Here is a 19676-nt window from a genome sequence, read left to right as displayed (position 1 = left end):
TCCGAGTTCAAGTCAGGTGCTTGCCGACGATGCCGGCCAGCTCGAACATCGTGACCTGGTCCTTGCCGAACACGGGCTTGAGCTTTGCGTCGGCATTGATCGCACGCTTGTTCGCCGCATCCTGCAGGCCGTTGGCCTTGATGTAGTCCCATAGCTTCTTGATGACCTCGGTGCGGGCCACGGGTTCCCCGCCGATCACGGCGGCGAGCGCATCGCTCGGCTTGAGCCCGGCGCCGGGCTTGCGCGGCGCCTTGGGCGCGGCAGCTTTCTTCGCAGCGGTCTTCTTTGTCGCGGCCTTCGCAGGCGCAGCGGCCTTCTTTGCGGCGGCGGGCGCTGCCTTGGTGAAAGCCTTGCGCGGCGGGAACTTGCTGGTCCGGGGCTCGAACTCGAAAGTCACCTTGCCCTCTTCCTTGTTCCACGCCAGGAAGGCCTTGAACGCGCGACGCGTGCGCATCGAGACGAACTTTTCGAGGAGGTCGGTCTTGCCGGTGGCGAGCAGCTTCTCGACCTGCGCGCGCTCCACGGGCTGCTGAAGAATGATCTTGCCGGTCTTGAAGTCGCAACTCGGCGTGGGCTGTTCGTTGGTCGGCACCGACTTCTCGCAAACGTAGTTGCTGCCGTACTCGAACACGCGCGCGCCACATTTCGGGCATGGACCGAGCGATTCCTGGCCGGCGAAGTCGACGATCTCGCCGGTCTCGGCGTTCTTGTCGTCGCCGAAATCGAATTCCAGCTTCCAGTTGTTCGCTTCCTCGTCGAACTTGAGGATGATTTCCGAGGTGAAGGGCCAGCCCGCCTTGGAGCGGAAGCCCTCCAGCGGACCGATCTGCTTGTCGCGCAGCAGCTGCTCGGCTTCCTGCACTTCGAAGGTGCGGCCCGCTGGCGACTTGCCGAAGGAGAAGCCGCAGGGTTCCTGCCCCGGCTTGCCGGTGCAGGAGTAGCGGCGGTAGTTCTCCTTCACGATGCCGCCGCAGTTGGGGCACGGTGTCTCGAGCGTGGCGTAGTCGCCCGGCACGGTGTCGCGGTCGTATTCCTTGGCCTTCTTGACGATGTGCTCCGTCATCTCGGCAATCTCGCGCATGAAGGCTTCGCGGCTGAGCTTGCCGTGTTCCATCTGCGCCAGCTTGTATTCCCACTCGCCGGTGAGTTCGGCCTTGGAGAGTTCCTCCACGCCGAGGCCGCGCAGCAGCGTCATGAGCTGGAACGCCTTGGCGGTCGGGATCAGCTCGCGGCCTTCGCGGTGCATGTACTTTTCCGCCAGCAAGCCTTCGATGATGGCCGCGCGCGTGGCCGGCGTGCCGAGGCCCTTCTCCTGCATCGCCTCGCGCAGTTCATCGTCGTCGATGGTCTTGCCCGCGCCTTCCATCGCGCCGAGCAGCGTGGCTTCCGAATAGCGCGCAGGCGGACGTGTCTTCAGTCCCTTGATTTCGGCGGATTCGACCTTCACCAACTCGCCGGGCTTGACCGGCACCAGGCGCTTGCCGTCCTTGTCGTCTTCCTTTTCATCGTCCTGGGCTTCCTTGCCGTAGATCGCGAGCCAACCCGGCTTCACCAGCACCTTGCCGTCCGTGCGGAACGGATACTTCTTGCCCGCATGCTCGACGGTGCTGATGCGGGTCGTCACCTGGTATTCGGCACTCGGGAAGAACACCGACAGGAAGCGTCGAACGACGAAGTCGTAGAGCTTCTGCTCGGCATCCGACAGGCCACTGGGCGCTTGCAGGGTCGGAATGATCGCAAAGTGATCGCTGACCTTGGCGTTGTCGAAGATACGCTTCGACGGCTTGACGTAGTTGCCGTCGATCGCTTGCTGCGCAAAAGGCGCGAGGTGTCGCATGCCGCTGTTGGCGAGCATCCCCATGGTCTGCTTGACGACCGGGAGATAGTCTTCCGGCAGCGCTCGCGAATCGGTACGCGGATAGGTCAGCGCCTTGTGGCGCTCGTACAGGCTTTGCGCCAGCGCCAGCGTGGTCTTCGCGCTGAAGCCGAAGCGGCTGTTGGCCTCGCGTTGCAGCGAGGTCAGGTCGAACAGCATGGGCGAAGCCGTTGTCGTGGGCTTGCTTTCCTCGGTGACGCTGGCGACCTTGCCCCGCGCGGCCTCGGCGACCTCGCGGGCTTCGCGCTCGTTCCAGACGCGGTCGGCGCGTTGTTCGGGGTCGGGCACGCCGTCAGGGCCGGGCGGCGGCTTCTTCCAGTCGGGGTTGAACCACTTGCCCGGGTACGCGCCGGCTTCGGCAAGGAAGCTGCCATGCACTTCCCAGTAGTCGCGGCTGACGAACTTGCGGATCTTTTCTTCGCGCTCGACAACCACCGAAAGCGTCGGCGTCTGCACGCGGCCCACGGTGGTCAGGAAGAAGCCGCCATCGCGCGAGTTGAACGCCGTCATGGCGCGAGTGCCGTTGATGCCGACCAGCCAGTCGGCCTCGGAGCGCGAGCGCGCGGCGTCGGCGAGGCCCTGCATCTGCTGCTCGCTGCGCAGTTGATCAAAACCGTCCCGAATGGCCTGCGGCGTCATCGACTGCAGCCAGAGCCGCCTGACCGGCTTGCCCAGCGGCGATTTGCCGCCCGCATATTGTTCGATCAGCCGGAAGATCAGCTCGCCCTCGCGGCCCGCGTCGCAGGCGTTCACGAGCTGGGTCACGTCCTTGCGCTTGGCCTGCTTGACCACCGCATTGAGGCGGGTCTTGGTCTTGTCGACCGGCTTCAGGTCGAAGCGCGGCGGAATCACCGGCAGGTTCGCGAAGCTCCACTTGCCCCGCTTGACGTCGAACTCCTCGGGCGCCTGGATCTCGACCAGGTGGCCCACGGCACTCGTGACAACGTACTTGTCGTTCTCGAAGTGCTCCTCGTGCTTGTCGAATTTGCCGGCCACCGGCGTGAGCGCGCGCACGATGTCCTGGGCCACCGACGGCTTCTCTGCAATCACCAAAGTCTTCATTGACAAGTCATCCTTACAATCTGGCGCTTCTCGCGTGCGCACGCGCACGCGCATGCGTACATATTCAAACTATCAGACTTCGCCGATGCCTTCCAAGTCCCTTGTTTCCAGCGGCCGCCGCATTCAGACACGGCGCTCCGCCGTCCATGGCAACGGCGTATTCGCCGTGCAGGATATCGCGGAGGGCGAGACGCTCATCGAATACAAGGGCGAGATCATCACGTGGAAGGAGGCGCTGCGCCGCCATCCGCATGACCCGGCGCAGCCCAACCACACGTTCTACTTCCATATCGATGACGGCCGGGTGATCGACGGCGGCGTCAAGGGCAATGCGGCCCGCTGGATCAATCATTCCTGCGATCCGAGCTGCGAAGCCGACGAGCAGGACGGCCGCGTCTTCATCAAGGCGCTGCGCAATATCGCTGCCGGCGAAGAGCTGAGCTACGACTACGGCCTGATCATCGACGAACCCTACACCAGGAAGCTGAAGGCGGATTTCCCGTGCTGGTGCGGCTCGAAAAACTGCCGAGGCACCCTGCTGGCGCCGAAGTCCGACGAGAAGGACAAGAAGAAGGACAAGAAGGCCAAGAAGAGCGCCAAGAGCGAAAAGAAAAGCGAGAAGAACGAGGCACGCAAGGAACCGAAGAAGAAAAAAGGCAAAGCCGACAAGGCGGCGAAGACTGCAAAGTCCAACAAGGACTGAGCATGGCTGCACCCTGGTTCGAGAACGAGATCACGGACGCGCTGGCACAGCCATTGCCGGGCCTGGACGTGGAAGTCGTCGCCGAGATCGACTCCACCAGCAGTGAGCTGATGCGCCGTGCCCGGGATGGCCGCCGGTCCCCCATGCTGCTGGTGGCCGAGCGGCAAACCGCCGGTCGCGGACGGCTGGGCCGAAATTGGGAAAGCGCGCAGAACGCGGGCGAACCTGCATCACTCACCTTCTCGCTCGGCCTTTCGCTGGCACCCCGCGACTGGTCGGGCCTGTCGCTGGCGGTCGGCGTCAGCGTGGCAGAAAGCCTCGACCCTTCGAATGCGGCAGGTCTTGCGCTGAAGTGGCCCAACGACCTGTGGGTCGGCGACCGCAAGCTCGGCGGCATCCTGATCGAAACCGCCCTGCTCCAGCCCGATTCACCCGAGCGCTACCTGGTGATCGGCATCGGGATCAACATCGGGCCGCGGGAAGCGGCCGGACTCAGCACTGCGCCGGCCTGGCTCCAGGAGTGGCAACCGCTCGCCACCGCGCCCGAGGTGCTTCGCGAAGTCGTGGTGCCGCTGGTGCACAGCGTCCGGCTCTTCGATGAGCGGGGCTTCGTGCCCTTTGCACCTCGATTCGCCGCGCGCGACATCCTTCACGGCCGTGAGGTGCGCCTCAGCGACGGCACCGAAGGGCGCTGCGAGGGCGTCGGCTGGGGCGGCGAGCTGCTTGTTCAGACGGCCGACGGCATGAAGACCATCACCAGCGCCGAAGTCAGCGTGCGGCCTGTTCGCTCGTCGCAATGAAGTTGCGACTGTTGGTGGTGGCGCTGTTGCTGGCCAACCTGGGCTACTACGCGTGGTCTCACGGCGGGCTCGCCGTGTTCGGTGCCAAGCCCGCTCGCTTCGACGAGCGGGAACCTCAGCGTCTGCAGCAGCAGGTGCGGCCGCAGATGCTCGAAATTCGCAAGAACGGGTCTGGAGGCGGCATCTAGCGAGGCCTGACGGCGTGGCGTTCGCTTTCGTTGCCGTCGAAGCGCAAGCTGACGAGCGTGCCGGGCGGATGCTGGCCCGGATGGGCGTCTTCCAGCCGCACCGTCGCGAAGTGCTGCCGCGCGATCTCCCGCACGATCGGCAGGCCGAGGCCCGAGCCGTCCGCCTCGTTGCCGAGGACGCGGTAGAAGGGCTCGAACACCAGCTCGCGCTCGCTCTCGGGAATGCCGGGGCCGTTGTCCTCGACCTGCAGCACGACGATGCGGCCGAAGGGATCTGCCAACACCCGCGCGGTGATCACTCCCGGGCGTTCGGGCGTCGAAGGCGTGTAGTTGATCGCGTTGTCGAGCAGGTTGCGCACCAACTCCTTGAGCAGCGTCGGATTGCCATCGAGCACGACCCCCGGTGCACCTGCCTCGGCGCCTTCGTAGCCGAGGTCGATACGTTTGTCGATCGCACGCGGTACGGCCTCGCGTACGACCTCGATGGTGAGCCGCGCGAGATCGCACGGTTGCCGGCCGATGTTGGCGCCGCTGCTTTCCGCGCGGGCGAGCGACAGGAGCTGGTTCACCGTGTGGGTCGCACGCACGCTCGCGCGGCCGATCTGCTTGAGCGACTGCTTGAGCTCATCCGCGTTGGCGCCCTCGCGCTGCGCCAGGTCGGCCTGCATGCGCAGCCCGGCGAGCGGCGTCTTGAGCTGATGCGCCGCATCGGCCAGGAAGCGCTTCTGCGTGCCGATCGAGTCGTTGAGCTTGCTCAGCAGATCGTTGACCGACAGCACCAGCGGCACCACTTCGAGCGGCACGGAGGATTCGTCCAGTGGACTCAGGTCGCCCGGCCGGCGCTCGCGAATGCGCGCCTCCACCACCGACAGCGGCTTGATGCCGCGCACCAGCGCGAGCCAGATCAGCAGCACCGCCAGCGGCAGGATCGCAAACTGCGGCAGCAACACGCCCTTGATGATTTCCGTGGCGAGAATCGATTGCTTCTCGCGTGTCTCGGCCACCTGCAGCAGCGCCATCGGCGCGTCGGGCGTGCTGCCGGCTATCCAAAGGGAGGCCACCCGCACCGGCTGCCCATGGATCTCGCTGCTGCTCAGGTAGACCACGCCCGGCGACGGCGGATCGTCCGTGCCGGGAAACGGCACGTCCCGCTCGCCGCTGAGCAGCGTGCCGTGTCCGTCGAGCAACTGGTAGTACACGCGGTCCACGTCGTCGCCGCTCAGGATCTCGCGCGCCGGCTGCGGCAGGACGAACTGGACCCGGTCATGCTCGACCTCGACCAGTCGTGCGAGCGTCTGGATATTGGATTCGAGGGCGCGGTCGAACGGCGCGTTGGCAATGCCCTGTGCCACCAACCACGTGACCCCGATGCTGACCGGCACCAGGAGCAGGAGCGGCGTCAGCATCCAGTCGAGGATCTCGCCGAAAAGAGAGCGCTGCGCGCGCTGAAAAAGTTTCACCCGGCTTGCCCAGGCTACGCGCGTTGGCGCATCAGGAGGGAATCTTTTCGAGGCAGTAGCCGAGGCCGCGCACCGTGGCGATGCGAACCGGGCCTTTCTCGATCTTCTTGCGCAGGCGGTGGATATAGACCTCGATGGCGTTGAGGCTGACTTCCTCGCCCCACTCGCACAGGCGTTCAACCAACTGGTCCTTGCTCACCAGGCGGCCTGCACGTTGCAGCAGCACTTCGAGCAGGCCGAGTTCGCGTGCCGAGAGTTCGATCATCTTGCCGTCGATGGTCGCGACACGGCCGGCCTGGTCGTAGACCAGCGGGCCGTGCCTGATGGCGTTGCTGGTGCCGCCCATGCCGCGCCGCGTGAGCGCGCGCACCCTCGCCTCCAGTTCCTGCAACGAAAAAGGCTTGGCCATGTAGTCGTCCGCGCCGTAATCGAGGCCCTTGACCCGTTCCTCGACGCTGTCGGCCGCGGTCAGCACCAGCACCGGCAGTTGCGAGCCGCGGGCGCGCAGTCGCTTGAGGATCTCGAGGCCATGCATGTTGGGCAGGCCGAGATCGAGAATGAGCAGATCGAACTCGCTGTTCGTCATCAGTGCGGCGTCGGCCTGGGACCCCGTTGCCACGTGGTCGACCGCCGAGCCGGAGGTGCGCAGGCTTCGCAGCAGCGCGTCGGCCAGCACTTGGTCATCTTCCGCAATCAGTATTCGCATCCCGTGCCTCCAGACATCGCGGCTTGCACAGGCCGCCGCCCTTCCGGAATTCTAGGACGCGGCATAGGCTTCGAGTCCGATGGTTACCACGGTGGCGACGTCATCGCCGACGCTCGCGCGGAACTCGGCTTCGGCCTGGGCCACCGCGTTTCGGAAGGCTTCCAGCCACGCCAGTCCATCGGTGGTGAACATCACGCGGCGCGCGCGCGCATCGAGCGGATCGGGGCCGCGCGTCACCAGGCCCCAAGCCTCGCACTGGTCGACCAGCGTGCCCATGGCCTGCTTGGTCATTCCTGCGCGTTCAGCCAGGTCCGTGAGGCGCGAGCCTTCGCGCGACAGATGCCGCGTGATGTGGATGTGGGCTGCGCTCACCTGCGCGCGTGCCGCGAGGTTGGAAAGCGCCAGTGGCACCTCGGCGTCGTGGGCCATCAACGCCAGCACGCGTTCGTCGAAGCGGCGCATGGCGTGACCCAGCAACCGGCCCAGATGGGTTTGCCGCCAGGCGTCATGGTCGATTGAGAATGCCGCGTCAGTCATCGTCGATCGATAGTAAAGCAAACTGACCAAAAAACAGACCATCGCCCATTCATCAGCCCCTACACTACTGTTCAAGCATCCAGCCTGTGGTTAAAAGCAGATGGATGAATCCAATACAACCCATTGATATTCAAGGAGTTTTCACATGGACGCAGTCGTCAAGGGCACAAGCATCTCGGTCGCCAGCAGCGAAAAGGCCAAGGCCCTGCAGGCCGCCCTGGCCCAGATCGAAAAGCAGTTCGGCAAGGGCGCGATCATGCGTCTGGGGGAGGGCGAAGCGCTCGAAGACATCCAGGTGGTCTCTACCGGCTCGCTGGGTCTCGACATCGCGCTTGGCGTCGGCGGCCTGCCGCGCGGCCGCGTGATCGAGATCTACGGTCCGGAATCCTCGGGCAAGACCACGCTCACCCTCCAGGTCATCGCCGAAATGCAGCGCCAGGCCGGCACCTGCGCCTTCGTCGATGCCGAACACGCACTCGACGTGCAATACGCCCAGAAGCTCGGCGTGAACCTGTCCGACCTGCTCATCAGTCAGCCCGACACCGGCGAGCAGGCGCTCGAGATCGTCGATTCGCTGGTTCGCTCGGGCGCGGTCGACCTGATCGTGGTCGACTCGGTCGCCGCGCTCACGCCCAAGGCCGAAATCGAAGGTGAAATGGGCGACTCGCTCCCCGGCCTTCAAGCACGCCTCATGAGCCAGGCGCTGCGCAAGCTCACGGCCACCATCAAGAAGACCAACTGCATGGTCATCTTCATCAACCAGATCCGCATGAAGATCGGCGTGATGTTCGGCTCGCCCGAAACCACCACCGGCGGCAATGCGCTGAAGTTCTACGCCTCCGTGCGCCTGGACATCCGTCGCATCGGCACCATCAAGAAGGGCGACGAGGCGATCGGCAACGAGACCAAGGTCAAGGTGGTCAAGAACAAGGTGTCGCCGCCCTTCAAGACTGCGGAGTTCGACATCCTCTTCGGCGAAGGCATCAGTCGGGAGGGCGAGATCATCGACATGGGCGTGACCGCCAAGATCGTCGACAAGTCGGGCGCCTGGTACGCCTACAACGGCGAGAAGATCGGGCAGGGCCGCGATAACGCGCGTGAGTTCCTGCGCGAGAACCGCGAGCTGTCGCGCGAAATCGAGAACAAGGTGCGCGAATCGCTGGGCATCCCGCTGCTGCTGACCGAGGCGGCGGACGCACCGGCCGAGAAGGCCGAGAAAGCCGGGAAGTAAGGCTTCCTGCAGAAGCACCCGCCGACGCGGCGGGCGCGGTTTTGACACGCAGCGATCATTCATGTCATGGCCTTTGCCGCACCATCCCTCAAGGGCCGCGCGCTTCGCCTGCTGAGCCAGCGCGAACACTCACGCGCGGAGCTTGAACGCAAGCTCGCGAAATACGAGGAACAACCCGGCGAGCTGTCGCGCGCGCTGGACGAACTGACCGCCAAGGATTTCATCAGCGAGGCGAGGGTGGTGCAGTCGGTGCTGCATCAGCGCGCAGCGCGGCATGGCGCGGCGCGTGTGCGCCAGGAACTGCTTCACAAAGGCATCGCGCCCGAGGCTGTCGCTGAAGCAGTCGCAAGCCTGCAAGGCAGCGAACTGGACCGGGCTCGTGAAGTGTGGCGCCGCCGCTTCGATGCCCTTCCGCAGGATGGGACGGAGCGAGCGAAGCAGACGCGATTCCTGCTGGCGCGCGGATTCAACGGCGCCGTGGTCTCCAAGGTACTACGCTACGACCCCGATGAATAACACCGGCCCGCTGGTGTTGCCCCCGGTAGGGGGTGGGCGCCCGACACGAAGTGCGGGCAACCTGGGGGCGAGCTAGATCCCCAGCATCAGCTTCATGTTCTGGACGGCCGCGCCGCTCGCACCCTTGCCCAGGTTGTCGAGTCGGGCGATCACGACGGCGTGCCGATGGTCTTCATTCGGAAACACGCGAATCTCGAGTTGATTGGTGTCGTTGAGCGCCACCGCATCGAGCTTGCCGTCCGTGGTGGGCGGAAGCACCTTCACGAATTGCTCCGGCGTATTGCTCTTCGCGTAGTGCGAGGCGAGGGCATCGTGCAGGTCGCCGGCCTTGGGGCGGTCGGGCAGGTCGTCGAGGTGCAGCGGCAACTGAACCAGCATGCCTTGCTTGAAGTTGCCGACCGACGGAATGAACACCGGCCGACGGGTCAGGCCGGTGTATTTCATGATCTCGGGAATGTGCTTGTGCTTGAGTCCGAGCGCGTAGGTTTCAAACGCCGGCGCCTCGCCCTTTTCGTACGCTTCGATCATGGTGCGTCCGCCGCCGGAATAGCCGCTGACGGAGGGGAGGGCGATCGGGAATCCGGGCGGAAGCAGGCCGGCGTCGACCAGAGGGCGAACGATGGCGATGGCGCCCGTTGCATAGCAGCCCGGGTTGGCCACGCGTTCGGCCTTTGCCACCGCGTCTTTCTGGCCTGCCGCGAGTTCAGGAAATCCGAACACCCAGCCTTCTGCCGTGCGGTGCGCGGTGGAGGCATCGATGATCTTGGGGCGGCGGCCTTCGAGCTGATCGATCAGTGCCACCGATTCGCGCGCGGCATCGTCGTGCAGGCACAGGACCACGAGATCGACACCCGCCATCAACTGGCGCTTGGCGGCGACGTCCTTTCGCAACTCGGGGGCGATGCTCACGAGTTCGATGTTCGGCATCGACTGAAGCCGCTCGCGGATCTGGAGGCCGGTGGTGCCGGCTTCGCCATCAATGAAGACCTTGGGCATGGTAGGGCCTCGAAAAGCTCTGGAGTAACTACGTATTGACCACAGCGCAAGGGTCAGACCTTGGTGCGGCGCACCATGATACAGTCCCCTGCTGTTCGCCGCCCCCGCCGTCAGGCGCCGTGGCCCGCGGACAACAGCCAAAATTTCTCCCGATCTCTAAACCCCGTTCCGAGAGACACCCTCATGAAGATTCACGAGTACCAAGGCAAGGAAATTCTTGCCAAGTTCGGCGTGCCTGTGCCCCGTGGCATTCCGGCGTACACAGTGCAGGAGGCGGTCGAGGCCGCTCAGAAGCTCGGCGGCCCGGTCTGGGTTGTCAAAGCCCAGATCCACGCGGGTGGCCGCGGCAAGGGTGGCGGCGTCAAGGTCGCCAAGTCGATCGAAGACGTCAAGAAGCTCGCCAGCGAAATCCTCGGCATGCAGCTCAAGACGCACCAGACCGGCCCTGAAGGCCAGAAGGTCCGCCGCCTCTACATCGAGGACGGCGCCGACATCCAGAAGGAATACTACGTCTCGGTCGTGACCGACCGCGCCACGCAGAAGGTCGCGATCATCGCCTCCAGCGAAGGCGGCATGGACATCGAGGAAGTGGCTCACTCCACGCCCGAGAAGATCGTCACCGAGTTCGTCGATCCGCTCACCGGCCTCGGTGACGCGCAAGCCAAGAAGATCTCGGACGCCATCGGCATCCCGGCCGACTCCACCGCCCAGGCCGTGGATGTCTTCAAGAAGCTCTACACCTGCTACATGGAGACGGACGCCTCGCTGGTCGAGATCAACCCGCTCAACCGCGACAGCAAGGGCAACGTCGTTGCGCTCGACGCCAAGTTCAACTTCGACAGCAACGCGCTGTTCCGCCACCCCGAAATCGTCGCCCTGCGCGACCTCGACGAAGAAGACGCGGCCGAAGTCGAAGCCAGCAAGTTCGACCTCGCGTACATCAGCCTCGACGGCAACATCGGCTGCCTGGTGAACGGCGCCGGCCTCGCGATGGCGACCATGGACACCATCAAGCTCTTCGGCGGCGAGCCCGCCAACTTCCTCGATGTTGGCGGCGGCGCCACCCCCGAGAAGGTCACCGAAGCCTTCAAGATCATGCTGAAGAACAAGAATGTCGAGGCCATCCTCGTCAACATCTTCGGCGGCATCATGAAGTGCGACACCATCGCCACCGGCGTGATCGCAGCCTGCAAGGCCGTGAACCTGCAAGTGCCGCTGGTCGTGCGCATGAAGGGCACCAACGAAGTCGAAGGCAAGAAGCTGCTGGCCGATTCGGGCCTGCCGATCATCAGCGCCGACACCATGGCGGAAGCGGCCCAGAAGGTCGTGGCAGCAGTCAAGAAAGCCTAAGGAAACGTCATGTCGATCTACATCAACAAAGACACCAAAGTCATCACGCAAGGCATCACCGGCAAGACCGGCCAATTCCACACCGAGAAGTGCCAGGAATACGCGAACGGCAAGAACTGCTTCGTGGCCGGCGTGAATCCGAAGAAGGCCGGCGAGTCGATCTTCAACATCCCGATCTTCGGCTCCGTCAAGGAAGCCGCGACGCAGACCGGCGCCACCGTGTCCGTGATCTACGTGCCGCCGGCTGGCGCTGCCGCCGCGATCTGGGAAGCTGTCGAGGCCGACCTGGACATGGCGATCTGCATCACCGAAGGCATCCCGGTGCGCGACATGCTCGAAGTGCGCAACAAGATGAAGGCCAAGGAAGCCGCCGGCGGCAAGAAGACGCTGCTGCTCGGCCCGAACTGCCCCGGCCTGATCACGCCCGACGAAATCAAGATCGGCATCATGCCCGGTCACATCCACCGCAAGGGCCGCATCGGCGTGGTCAGCCGCTCCGGCACGCTGACCTATGAAGCCGTGGCTCAACTGACCGAAATCGGTCTCGGCCAGTCGAGCGCCGTGGGTATCGGCGGTGATCCGATCAACGGCCTCAAGCACATCGACGTGATGAAGGCCTTCAACGACGATCCCGACACCGATGCGGTCATCATGATCGGCGAAATCGGCGGCCCCGACGAGGCCGATGCGGCACGCTGGTGCAAGGACAACATGAAGAAGCCGATCGTCGGTTTCATCGCCGGCGTGACTGCGCCACCCGGCAAGCGCATGGGTCATGCTGGCGCGCTGATTTCCGGCGGCGCCGACACCGCGGACGCCAAGCTCGCCATCATGGAAGAATGCGGATTCACCGTGACGCGTAATTTCTCGGAGCTGGCAAAACGCCTGAAGGCGCTTATCTGATAATCGCGCCAGCGTACTGAACCACACAAGAAAGGGCGCCCGCAATTCAGGTTGCGGGCGCTTTTTCAATCGAATAACAAGTGGCCTGAGACATGGAATATTTGCAAACCGCGGACTTCTGGATCGGTCTTCTCAAGATCGTCTGGATCAACATCATCCTGTCGGGTGACAACGCCGTCGTGATCGCCATGGCGGCGCGTTCGCTCCCGCCTCAGCAGCAGCGCACGGCCGTGCTGTTCGGTTCGGGCGCCGCGGTGGTGCTGCGGATCATCCTTACCGTGGTTGCCGCCAAGTTACTCGCGCTGCCTTATCTGCAGATCGTCGGCGGCGCGTTGCTGCTGTGGATCGGTACGCAATTGCTCGGCGAAGAGGAAGACGACGGCGGCGAAGAGAAGGAATACGGCAGCATGCTTGCCGCCGTGCGAACCATCCTGCTGGCCGACCTGGTCATGAGCCTGGACAACGTGATCGCCGTGGCGGCCGCGGCCCAGGGCAGCATGGTTCTGCTGGTTCTTGGCCTTGCAATCAGTATTCCGCTGGTGATTTTTGGCAGTACGCTCATGATCAAGCTCATGGAACGTTTTCCCATCATCGTCATGCTCGGCGCCGCTCTCATCGGCTGGGTCGGTGGCGAGACGATCGTCAGCGACACCATCCTCACCGATGTCCTGGCGAGCAACCCTTGGCTGCACTACGCCGGCGCGATCACCGGCGCGGTCTTCGTGGTGGTGGTTGGCCGTTGGCTGCAACGCCGCGGACACACTGAAAAGCTGGCCGCCTGATCCTCCAACGAACGACCATGGCGAACCTGGGCGCACCCGCATCTCCGGAAACCGGCGCTCTGACCTGGGATTTCGCCGCCCTGACCGACCCGGGGCGGGTACGCGCCAACAACGAGGACACCATCGCCTTCGATGCCTCCTTGGGCCTGGTTCTCCTGGCCGACGGCATGGGCGGCTACAACGGCGGTGAAGTCGCCAGCGGCATGGCGATCGCGCTGCTCCAGGCCAGCTTCGGCCGGTGGCTCGCCCATGCAGGGCCGCAAGCGCACCCGAAGGCGGTTCGCCGGGCCTTGCAAGCCGGCACCGATGAAGCCAATTCGGCCATCCTCGAGGCAGGCATTGCGAACGTGCAATTGCAGGGCATGGGCACGACCCTGGTGTTGGCTGCCTTCGGCCAGCAACGCGCCATCGTGGGTCACATCGGCGATTCCCGCTGCTACCGGTTGCGCGGCGAAAAATTCGAACTGCTCACGCGCGATCACTCCCTGCTGCAGGAGCAACTCGACGCCGGCGCGATCACGCCGGAGCAGGCCATCCTGTCGCCGCACCGCAATCTTGTAACAAGGGCGCTCGGCATCGAGCGCCATGTCGAACTCGAAATGCACGAGCACAGCGTGCGTGCTGGCGACCTGTTTCTGCTATGTTCCGATGGCTTGAGCGAGATGGTGTCGGACGCGCAGCTTTTCACACTTTTGTTACAGAATATCGATCTCCCAGAAAAAGCAACACTTTTGGTTGCAACTGCGAACGACAATGGGGGACGGGATAACATTTCGGTTGTCCTGGCCCGTGCAAGCGGAGTTGGAGCGTCCGAGGAACCTGGATAGCCAAGATCAAGGAACTTCCGCCGCAGGGGCCTACTGTGAACAGAAAAATGAGATCCAGGAGTCGGCCATGCCGAAATTGATCGTGTCGATCGATGGCGTCGTCATCAAGGAGGTGACGCTTGCCAAGGACCGGACCACGCTGGGTCGCCGGCCGTACAACGACATCGTGGTCGACAATCTCGCCATCAGCGGCGAACATGCCGTGCTGCACATGATCGGCGGCGATGTCTACCTGGAAGATCTCAACAGCACCAACGGTACCTACGTCAACGGCCGTGCCATCAAGAAGCAGGCGCTCGAGCAGAACGACATCATCGAGGTTGGCAAGTACAAGATTCGCTATCTCGCGACCGCGAGTGCGAGCGCGACAGAGAGCACGCCCGCGGTTCGCGCCGTCGTTCCCCCCGCGCCGTCCGGCCCGATCCCGCTTTCTTCCGCGCCCACTGTCCAGGCCCCCCTCGGTGGCGGAACTGCCGGAGTGGCGGTCATCCGTGTTCTTTCCGGCAGCGGTGCCGGACGCGAGCTCTCCCTGCAAAAAGTCGTCACGACCATCGGCAAGCCCGGTGTCGCTGTCGCGGCCGTCACCCGCCGGCTGCACGGCTATGTGGTGGCGCCCATCGACGGCGGTACCGCCCTCAACGGCGAGCCGCTCGGCAGTGAAGCGGTGGCCTTGCAGGACGGCGATGTGCTCGAACTGGGCGGCACGCGGATGCAGTTCGTCGTCAGCTGATCCCTCGCCGCGGTACGCAGCAATCCGCGGCCGCGCGCAACAATGAACGCGCTGCGCCAGCGCTGGGCGCGGGTCGCAGTCACTCTCTTGCCGGTCGCGCTCGCCGTGGCGCATGTGGTGGGCGGCTGGCATCTACCCTTTGTCGAGGCGCTCGACTACTTCATCTATGACACGCGCCTGCGCGCGACGATGCCGAACACGCTCGATCCGCGCATCGTGATCGTCGACGTCGACGATCGCAGCCTGCAACAGCTCGGCCAGTGGCCCTGGAGTCGCGACCTGTTGGCGCAACTCACCACCGAAGTGATGGAGCGGCAGCAGGCCGAGGTGCTGGGCTTCGACGTTCTCTTTGTCGAACCCGATGCGAGTTCCGGCGTCGAGCCCCTTCGACGACTGGCCCAGGGGCCTCTGTCCGCCCGCCCCGATGTGGTCGACGAAATCAAACGCTTCGCATCCGAACTCGACCACGACACCGCCTTCGCGAAGACGCTCACAGGTCGGCGGGTTGCGCTGGGCTTCTATTTCACGCAAACGCGGGAGCCGCGCAACAAAGGGCAGTTGTCGGTCCCGGTCTTGCCCCCGGGGGCCTTTCCCGAGGGACGCACGTATACGACGCGATGGAATGGCTTCGTCGGCAGCATCCCGCAACTCGCGCGTGCCGCGCCGGCGGCCGGCTTTCTCAACGTGGTGTTCGATGCGGACCAGGACGGCATCGTCCGGTCGGTGCCGTTGATCGCCCGCTATACGGGGGAGGTCGCGCAGCCTGGCTATTACGAATCCCTGGCGCTGACCGTGTACCGGATGGCTGTCGGCTCACGTGCCGTTCGCCCGGTCTTCGCGCCAAACGGTCCGCAAGGCGGGCCGCCGCCTCTCGAAGCGCTGGCATTGGCGACGGCCTCGGGAACCGTGCGCATTCCCGTGAACGCGACCGCCAGCATGCTGGTGCCGTTTCGCGGGCCGGGCGGCGCGTCCGGTGGCTCGTTCCAGCACATCTCTGCTGCCGACGTCATCCGCGGCGTGCTGGAGCCCGGCCAGTTGAAGGGCAAGATCGTTCTCGTCGGCTCAACGGCGCCTGGCCTGGAAGACCTGAGATCCACGCCTGGAGGCGCTGCCTTTCCTGGCGTCGAAGTGCATGCCAACATCGTTTCCGGTTTGCTGGACGGCCGCATGCGCGGCATTCCGGACTATGCCCCCGGCTATGAGTTGGTCGTCGTGCTGGTTGCCGGCCTCGTGCTGGCCTTCGGCCTCTCGCTGAGTAGCGCGCCGCGCGCCGTGCTGATTGCCCTGCTCACCATCGGCGCGGCCGTGGGCATCAATACCTGGCTATTCCTCCAGGCCAACCTCGTTCTGCCCTTGGGCTCCACCCTGGTCATGATCGTGTCGGCCTTCATTCTGAATATGAGCTGGGGTTACCTCGTCGAATCGCGCGCGAGCCGGAGGCTGGCCAACCTGTTCGGCACCTACGTGCCCCCCGAACTCGTCGTCGAAATGCGCGCGGACCCCGAGCGCTACAGCATGCGCGCAGAGAGCAAGGAACTCACCGTGATGTTCTGCGACATGCGCGGCTTCACGCAGATGGCCGAACAGATGGCGCCTGTCGAGCTGCAGGATTTTCTGAACACCATCTTCAGCCGCCTGACGGAGATCATCAGCGCGCATCGCGGGACTGTCGACAAATACATGGGTGATTGCGTGATGGCGTTTTGGGGTGCGCCCGTCGACACGCCCGATCACGCCGAATTGGCCGTCCGAGCCGCCTTGGACATGGCTGCGGACGTGCGCGATCTGAACGAGGTCCATCGCAAGACAGGCCGTCCGCAGATCAATGTCGGGATCGGCCTCAACTCCGGCGTCATGAGCGTCGGGGACATGGGCTCCGCCGTGCGCCGCAGCTATACCGTGGTCGGGGACGCGGTGAATCTGGCGTCCAGAATCGAGGGCTTGGGCGTGCACTATGGTGTCGAGATCGTCGCCAGCGAGGCGACGCAATCGTTGGCGCCTTCGTTCGTCTGGCAGGAGCTTGACTGCGTGCGGGTCCAGGGAAAGCTGAAGATGGTTCGGATCTTTACGCCCGTCGGCAGGCGGGACGGCGTGGCCAAATCGCAAGCCGACGAGCTCGAACGCTGGAATTGCGTCCTTTCTGCCTACCGCGCGCAAGACTGGCAGCAAGGTCAAGCCATGCTGGCAAACCTGCACACCACGGATGCGCAAAAAGTCCTTTACCAGCTGTATGCGCAGCGATTAGCCTCGCAATCGTTGCAGCCCAAGGACCCAGACTGGGACGGTGCGACCCGGTTCGAATCGAAATAACAGCCGAAAGGCTGAAAGGTCAAAGGTCTCGCTAAATGCAGGTGCGTGTGTTGGGGTGCTCCGGCGCCATCGCCAAGGACTGCCGCACGACCTCTTTCCTGGTCGACAGCGACCTGCTGGTCGACGCCGGCACCGGCGTTGGTGATCTGACGCTCAAGGAAATGGCTGCCATCGACGACGTGGTGATCACGCATTCGCACCTGGATCACGTCGCCTCTCTTCCCTTGATGCTTGATTCTGTCGCGAACCTTCGTACGCGGCCGTTGCGTGTGCATGCATTGCGGGCCACCATCGAGGCGCTGCGTGCGCATGTCTTCAATAACGTCATCTGGCCGGACTTCGCGAGCATTCCGAGCCGCGAGGCGCCGTTCGTCAGTTTTCATGACCTGGTGATTGGGCAGCAGCTGCAACTGGGGACGGCGGCGCTCAAGCACATTGAAGTGTTGCCTGCCGTGCATACGGTTCCGGCCTGCGGCTATGCGGTTCGCAGCGCGCAAGGCGGGCCGAATTGGGTCTTTAGCGGGGACACGGAGCGCAACGCGCCATTTTGGGATCGGGTGAATCAGCTCGATGTGGCGATGCTGGTGATCGAGACGGCATTCAGCAATCGGGAGCAGGCGCTGGCTCAGCGGAGCCTGCATCTTTCGCCGGCGTCGCTGGCGGGGGAATTGGCGCAGATTGCTGTGGGCAAGAACTATCCGATTTACATCACCCATACCAAGCCGGCGGAGACGGGCGAGATCATGAGCCAGATCGACCTGTTGGCGGATGGATCGCAAGGGCAGGGCAAGAAGGGGTGGGACATTCGGTGGTTGCAGACGGCTGGGATTTTGGCGGTCTGACGAGACTTGTGCGTGGGGTGACAAAAATGTCATCTGCCGTCTGCCAGTTGCAACAGAATTTGTCACACGTTGTAACTCGAACGTGAACAAGTTGGCGGTGCGAGGGGCTTTAGGAGGGATATGGCGGCATGGCATGGATGCTGCGGTTACATGAGCGCACCGAGGGCTCGCCTCGGGCCCTCAAAACCAACCTGGAGTAACTGAAATGAACCGTCGTTCCATCGCACGCAATGTGCAAAAGGGTTTCACCCTTATTGAATTGATGATCGTTGTGGCGATCATCGGCATTTTGGCTGCAGTCGCTCTGCCGGCCTACCAGGACTACACGATTCGCGCGAAAGTGACGGAAGGGCTGTCGCTCGCCAGCGCTGCAAAGACCACGGTGGCCGAGAACTCAGCCAATGGGAAGCAGTATGACCTCGGCTGGACCAAGCCTTCTGCCACGGCCAGCGTCGGTGACATCGCGATTGATCCGAAGACTGGCGACGTCACAATTACCTACACCGCATCCATTCAAACGGGCGGAGGGACGCTGATTCTTCATCCTTACACTGGCGGCATTGCAAATGCAACCGCGCTTCCTGACTCAACCGGCAGCGCGCAAACACCGCCTACCGATGCTCTCTCATGGGCATGTGGCGCGCTTGGTGCTGGCGCACCCGCAACCGCTGGCACTCTGCTCGCGAAGTACGCTCCTTCCAGCTGCCGCTAAGCCAATCAGCCTCAAAAGAGAGCCGCCTTCGGGCGGCTTTTTTGCGTCCGCAGTTCCCCGAGGTTTATTTCATCAGGCGCCACTGCGTCCCGGTGGCGAGGACGGCTGACAAGCGCGCGGCGCGGTGGAGGCCGTACTGACCCGGCAGTAGCAAAGTCGCTTAACCGAGCGGCAGTAGCCGCCCTCACTTTCAACCGCATGATCTGGCAGCCCGTAAGTCTCCGCATGGCTGGCCTTGCCCCCGTGACGCGTCGCCGACGGGTTGATGCAAGACAGCGTGGATGTCGCGAACCCGTGCGGACGCCTTGATGAAGGGCGTGTGGCGAGAGGGCCGGCAGAATGTGCTACTCCACACGGATCGAGATACCCGTGCACAGACGGGCACTTCCAGCGCTTATGGGACTGAGTGCTTACTCAAAAACCACCTCTACCCGCATTCGCGATTTGACCGCTCGCCCGTCGATCCGGCCGGGCGAAAATTGTGCGGCCGTGAACGCCTCGCGTGCGGCTTGTTCGAACGCGGGAGGCAGCCCGGAGTCATTGGCGGCGACGTGCTGCACATGGCCGTTCTCGTCAATGAACAGCGAAAGAATTCCGACTTGTCTGCCCGCGGCGGATTCGCTGTCCGGTGTCGCAATGATCACGGGGGTCTGCGCTACTGGCGGCTTGGACAGCAGAGGGCGCGGCACGTAGTCTTCTTGCGGGGCTGTTACCGTCGACGTGGCAATCAGCGGCGTGTCCGGCTCGGCTGCGGTCGGCGTGTCGATAGGAAACTGCTCTGCTGCTCCCGTACCTGTTGTGCCAGTTGTGGGAATCGAATGCGCCGTAATGTGGGGGCGGGCTGGAGATGTCGGCTCCCGTGTCCTCAACGGTGCAGCAGTCATCGTCTTCTCGATTGGCCGAATACCCGAACTCACGCTCGGCCCCGCCTGAACCAACCGTACCTGCAGCGCCGTCGGCGAGCCAACAGGCCAATGTGCCGCGTGCCTCGGGAGTTCCGAGGGAGTACGCATCGTGATCAGCAGGAGGTGAGCCGCCATAGACACCGCAACGCACAGCGGCAGCGCATGCCGTGCATCAACCGACGACCATCGCAGCGAGCGACGCGGTCCGCCGGTCGCCCGCGCCGCGACCGTCATCGACAC

The 19676-nt window shown here is 63.9% G+C and carries 19 protein-coding genes; 13 read left to right on the top strand and 6 right to left on the bottom strand.

The window, feature by feature from the left end:
* Positions 1 to 7: 7 nt before the first annotated feature.
* A complete protein-coding gene (locus AC1DHL_RS16455) occupies positions 8 to 2938 on the bottom strand; it encodes a DNA topoisomerase III (protein ID WP_478162648.1) in 2931 nt (976 codons plus the stop codon).
* A gap of 85 nt (positions 2939 to 3023) precedes the next feature.
* Between AC1DHL_RS16455 and AC1DHL_RS16450 the strand changes: the two genes are divergently transcribed.
* Genes AC1DHL_RS16450 through AC1DHL_RS16440 form a run of 3 tightly spaced genes read left to right on the top strand, consistent with a single transcriptional unit; the run spans position 3024 to position 4629 of the window.
* Complete coding sequence (locus AC1DHL_RS16450; RefSeq protein ID WP_478099724.1) at positions 3024 to 3641, top strand: SET domain-containing protein; 618 nt, start codon at positions 3024 to 3026, stop codon at positions 3639 to 3641.
* Between the two features lie 2 nt (positions 3642 to 3643).
* Positions 3644 to 4441, top strand: a complete 798-nt coding sequence (locus AC1DHL_RS16445; protein WP_478099726.1) for a biotin--[acetyl-CoA-carboxylase] ligase — start codon at positions 3644 to 3646, stop codon at positions 4439 to 4441.
* Entirely contained in the window at positions 4438 to 4629 is a 192-nt protein-coding gene (locus AC1DHL_RS16440; RefSeq protein ID WP_478099728.1) for a sporulation protein, read from the top strand. Before AC1DHL_RS16445 ends, AC1DHL_RS16440 begins: the two co-directional genes overlap by 4 nt.
* Here the strand turns inward: AC1DHL_RS16440 and AC1DHL_RS16435 are convergent.
* From AC1DHL_RS16435 to AC1DHL_RS16425, 3 genes are read right to left on the bottom strand one after another with little or no spacing between them, the layout of a single operon-like run.
* On the bottom strand, positions 4626 to 6089 hold the full coding sequence (locus AC1DHL_RS16435) for a sensor histidine kinase N-terminal domain-containing protein (protein WP_478099730.1): 1464 nt from the start codon (positions 6087 to 6089) through the stop codon (positions 4626 to 4628). The genes AC1DHL_RS16440 and AC1DHL_RS16435 overlap by 4 nt on opposite strands.
* Positions 6090 to 6120: 31 nt before the next feature.
* Positions 6121 to 6795, bottom strand: a complete 675-nt coding sequence (locus AC1DHL_RS16430; RefSeq protein ID WP_478099732.1) for a response regulator — start codon at positions 6793 to 6795, stop codon at positions 6121 to 6123.
* Positions 6796 to 6846: 51 nt separating this feature from the next.
* Positions 6847 to 7332, bottom strand: a complete 486-nt coding sequence (locus tag AC1DHL_RS16425; RefSeq protein WP_478162647.1) for a MarR family winged helix-turn-helix transcriptional regulator — start codon at positions 7330 to 7332, stop codon at positions 6847 to 6849.
* Positions 7333 to 7477: 145 nt separating this feature from the next.
* On the opposite strand from AC1DHL_RS16425, the gene recA reads away from it, so the two are divergent.
* Positions 7478 to 8563 carry a recombinase RecA gene (gene recA / locus AC1DHL_RS16420; protein WP_478162646.1) on the top strand — a complete coding sequence of 362 codons (1086 nt, stop codon included), beginning with the start codon at positions 7478 to 7480 and terminating at the stop codon, positions 8561 to 8563.
* 66 nt (positions 8564 to 8629) lie between these two features.
* On the top strand, positions 8630 to 9079 hold the full coding sequence (gene recX / locus AC1DHL_RS16415; protein ID WP_478162645.1) for a recombination regulator RecX: 450 nt from the start codon (positions 8630 to 8632) through the stop codon (positions 9077 to 9079).
* A gap of 72 nt (positions 9080 to 9151) precedes the next feature.
* On the opposite strand, the gene argC is transcribed toward recX, so the two are convergent.
* Positions 9152 to 10075 (bottom strand): N-acetyl-gamma-glutamyl-phosphate reductase, encoded by a 924-nt coding sequence (argC, locus tag AC1DHL_RS16410; protein ID WP_478162644.1) that lies wholly within the window; start codon positions 10073 to 10075, stop codon positions 9152 to 9154.
* Positions 10076 to 10258: 183 nt separating this feature from the next.
* Between argC and sucC the strand changes: the two genes are divergently transcribed.
* From sucC to AC1DHL_RS16370, 8 genes are all read left to right on the top strand, one after another.
* A complete protein-coding gene (gene sucC / locus AC1DHL_RS16405; protein ID WP_478162643.1) occupies positions 10259 to 11425 on the top strand; it encodes an ADP-forming succinate--CoA ligase subunit beta in 1167 nt (388 codons plus the stop codon).
* 9 nt (positions 11426 to 11434) lie between these two features.
* Positions 11435 to 12328, top strand: a complete 894-nt coding sequence (sucD, locus tag AC1DHL_RS16400; RefSeq protein WP_028249930.1) for a succinate--CoA ligase subunit alpha — start codon at positions 11435 to 11437, stop codon at positions 12326 to 12328.
* A 92-nt stretch (positions 12329 to 12420) separates the two neighbouring features.
* The gene (locus AC1DHL_RS16395; protein ID WP_478162642.1) at positions 12421 to 13110 is read left to right on the top strand and encodes a TerC family protein; all 690 of its coding nucleotides are present in this window, start codon (positions 12421 to 12423) and stop codon (positions 13108 to 13110) included.
* A 17-nt stretch (positions 13111 to 13127) separates the two neighbouring features.
* On the top strand, positions 13128 to 13937 hold the full coding sequence (locus AC1DHL_RS16390; RefSeq protein ID WP_478099746.1) for a Stp1/IreP family PP2C-type Ser/Thr phosphatase: 810 nt from the start codon (positions 13128 to 13130) through the stop codon (positions 13935 to 13937).
* Between the two features lie 67 nt (positions 13938 to 14004).
* Positions 14005 to 14667: an FHA domain-containing protein gene (locus AC1DHL_RS16385; protein WP_478099748.1), complete on the top strand. Its 663-nt coding sequence runs from the start codon at positions 14005 to 14007 to the stop codon at positions 14665 to 14667.
* Positions 14668 to 14709: 42 nt separating this feature from the next.
* Entirely contained in the window at positions 14710 to 16977 is a 2268-nt protein-coding gene (locus AC1DHL_RS16380; RefSeq protein WP_478162641.1) for a CHASE2 domain-containing protein, read from the top strand.
* 35 nt (positions 16978 to 17012) lie between these two features.
* A complete protein-coding gene (locus AC1DHL_RS16375; protein WP_478162640.1) occupies positions 17013 to 17819 on the top strand; it encodes a 3',5'-cyclic-nucleotide phosphodiesterase in 807 nt (268 codons plus the stop codon).
* A gap of 205 nt (positions 17820 to 18024) precedes the next feature.
* Positions 18025 to 18531 (top strand): pilin, encoded by a 507-nt coding sequence (locus AC1DHL_RS16370; protein WP_478162639.1) that lies wholly within the window; start codon positions 18025 to 18027, stop codon positions 18529 to 18531.
* A 410-nt stretch (positions 18532 to 18941) separates the two neighbouring features.
* On the opposite strand, the gene AC1DHL_RS16365 is transcribed toward AC1DHL_RS16370, so the two are convergent.
* Positions 18942 to 19670 carry an energy transducer TonB gene (locus AC1DHL_RS16365; protein ID WP_478162638.1) on the bottom strand — a complete coding sequence of 243 codons (729 nt, stop codon included), beginning with the start codon at positions 19668 to 19670 and terminating at the stop codon, positions 18942 to 18944.
* Positions 19671 to 19676 lie beyond the last annotated feature (6 nt).

Source organism: Variovorax sp. 10L426 (genome assembly GCF_056395305.1).
Note: the sequence above shows the minus strand (reverse complement) of the source record. Positions and strands in the feature narration are given on the sequence as shown.